At 45.5% G+C, this 2,497-nt stretch carries 1 protein-coding gene and 1 pseudogene; both read right to left on the bottom strand.

Annotation, left to right across the window (positions count from 1 at the left end):
• Positions 1 to 740 (bottom strand): annotated as a pseudogene (locus IBX50_RS19635) (IS30 family transposase); the annotation flags it as partial.
• Positions 741 to 947: 207 nt separating this feature from the next.
• Positions 948 to 2,354 (bottom strand): hypothetical protein, encoded by a 1,407-nt coding sequence (locus IBX50_RS19630; protein ID WP_292258086.1) that lies wholly within the window; start codon positions 2,352 to 2,354, stop codon positions 948 to 950.
• Between the last annotated feature and the right edge of the window lie 143 nt (positions 2,355 to 2,497).

The raw sequence follows: 2,497 nt of genomic DNA, 5'->3' as shown, positions 1-2,497 counted from the left end.
CTCCTGAAAGCTCCCCGTAAAATATCTGGGCTGGAGTTCGATACCCCAGCCGCTTTCTGGGTCTGTTGTTCAGCTTCTCTACGACTTCATCCAGCTCTTCCTGCGTGACCTGACTGAAGTCGGTTTTCTTTGGAAAATACTGTCTCAACAGACCGTTGGTGTTTTCATTGCTACCTCTTTGCGAAGACCGGTAAGGATCGCAAAAATAGGTTGCTGCCTCCAGGCTTTGGGCCACTCGGTCATGCTGTGCAAATTCAACACCGTTATCAAATGTAAGGCTGTGTACGCCTTCCTGGCAGGGCTTGAGCAATTCAATAATCAAGTCTGCTGTGCTGCTTGCCTGGAAGCTTTTCAGGCGACCTGCCACCCCGACGCTGATCGTCCTGTATGTACCGATAAACCCACTCATGACTCACACGATATTGTGGCGAAGCAAAAAGCCCGAGAAAGCCGCTGATCTGCTCTGGACTCCACTCATCCAGCAAACGATCTTTGACCCAGTTGATGATACAGGGCAGGCGTTTGGTCATCTTGAATGCCTTACGCCTACGTTGATCGCTCAGCTGATGAGCTCTGGCTGGGTGATAGCCTTCACCCGGATTAACATTGCGCCTGAGTTCTCTGCTGATGGTGCTGTAATGGGCCTGAATGCGCTGAGCGATCTCGCGCAGACTCAAACCGGCTTCTCTGTATGCAAAAATCTGGTATCGTTGTTCCTGGGTCAGTTGCTGGTATGCCATCTCTGCTTCACTTTTGTCGGTAAAGTTAGAAGGTTACCGGCACTGGCCCTCCTTCCTCTACCCTGTAATGCAGTGTTGCAGTTATTCTATGAATCCAAGGTTCCGGTACGCTACGAAGTTCGAGTGAACACAGATTCAATTAAATGCACTTGCAGTTCCCGATAGAACTCCTTGCAGGCTGAGGTATCAGCCAGCCATTCGTTAGGGTTAAGGGGTTTTGGGGTGGTGAGCACGGACTTCTTTTTCGATAAATTCAATAACCTTTACCGGCAAATTTTCACCAGCACTCAATCGAATCAAGGTCTCTGCAACCAGCTCTCCTTCCTTCCCGTCCCATTCAGTCAAATAGGTTGAGCTGAAATAGCGCACAGCTTGTTCGTTTGGACTGTGGTTTTCCCGTGACTGCCTTAATAGCTTTAATATATCCTCTATAGACTCAGCGGGCTGAGTTAACCCATGTTTTACATAACCGTAGTAATCTGGGTGATCAGGCGGTGTTAGCTCGTAGTAAATAGGCATTACGCCAGCCAATGCTGCTTCGAGATGAATACTACTATTACCAGCGATCAGCCAGCCAATATTTTCCATGAAGTCAGAAATTGTTTCCTGCTTCGGATCACTTAATACAACCTTTTTATTTATTTCAAAGGCATCGCGGTAGGCTTGCGTATCCATTATTCCCTGGCCTGGATGCCAACGCAGACGGATGTATACACCTTCTGCAACCAGATTGTTAACAAAAGCTATTCCTTTTTGTACATCATCCAGCGCATTCAATGCTACACCAACAGTATTGATGCTGCTTTTACCCACTCTTTTCAATTGTTTCTTTTGGCCCGAAAGAATCACCTGTGGAATAGGCACTATGCGCGTTGTATTTGGCTGATTAGGTTCGCATTCCAGGTAGGTATCCAGTGCACATTGGCCATCCAGAAATGCATAATTCACACGAAGGGCTGGAAAAATGCTGCTTACAGATGCATGTTGCAAATAGACAGTTTTAATACCCAAGTGGTGTGCAACTGCCAACATACAGCGGTTAGGCACATTATGGTCGTTTGCTGTTATGACAAATTCGGGGCGAGTGCACGACAAAACTCTGTAAAAATAAACTAGATAGGTGTGAACACTGCAGAATTTTGAGAAATGCCAGTCAACCGAGACAGGGTGCAATACCTTGAGAGCTTGATACAGCACCCACCAACGGGTAACAAAAAATACCAATACTCCTAAAACATCAAGCGGTGTTAGCTGAAAGGGTAGGTAACCTTTTGCATAGTCTCCATCTGCAAGATGTTCAGAATTACCAACAACTACTAGTTGCTCACCTTTGTTGGACAAAGCATCCAGTGTTTGATCCAAAGAGCGCATTTGATTTGTGCTGCCTGCGAAAACAAAAAAATTTGTTGGCTTCCTAAGTTCAGAGTGCTCTTTTAAACGCAATGATTTAATAAGCGAATAAAAGAAAATAGCGGTCTGAAGAAGCAAACCACGGTATTTTGGTTTCTTATCCATAAGAAAAGGTAAATTTTTTGTCTGTTGTCCATACAGATAACAAAGCCAGGTTTCAGACTCTTCAGACAAGACTGCTTTTATATTACGATACCATTTCATCAGAAAAAGAGACCTTCTTTAACCGGAGTGTTTGCACTTACATCTTTACCAATCTTTTGACCAACCACCCAGTCTCGCCTTTTCGGCGACAACCCATACCCCGGCCTCACACTGCGAATACACTCTTCAGTAATCACATCCCC

This window comes from Marinospirillum sp. (assembly GCF_014859565.1).
The sequence above is the reverse complement of the archived record's forward strand: the minus strand, read 5'-3'. Positions and strand labels throughout refer to the sequence as shown.

Bases quoted from the DNA above. Each gene is read 5' to 3' on its own strand.
- IBX50_RS19630 (WP_292258086.1), bottom strand. From the start codon at position 2,354: ATGAAATGGTATCGTAATATAAAAGCAGTCTTGTCTGAAGAGTCTGAA.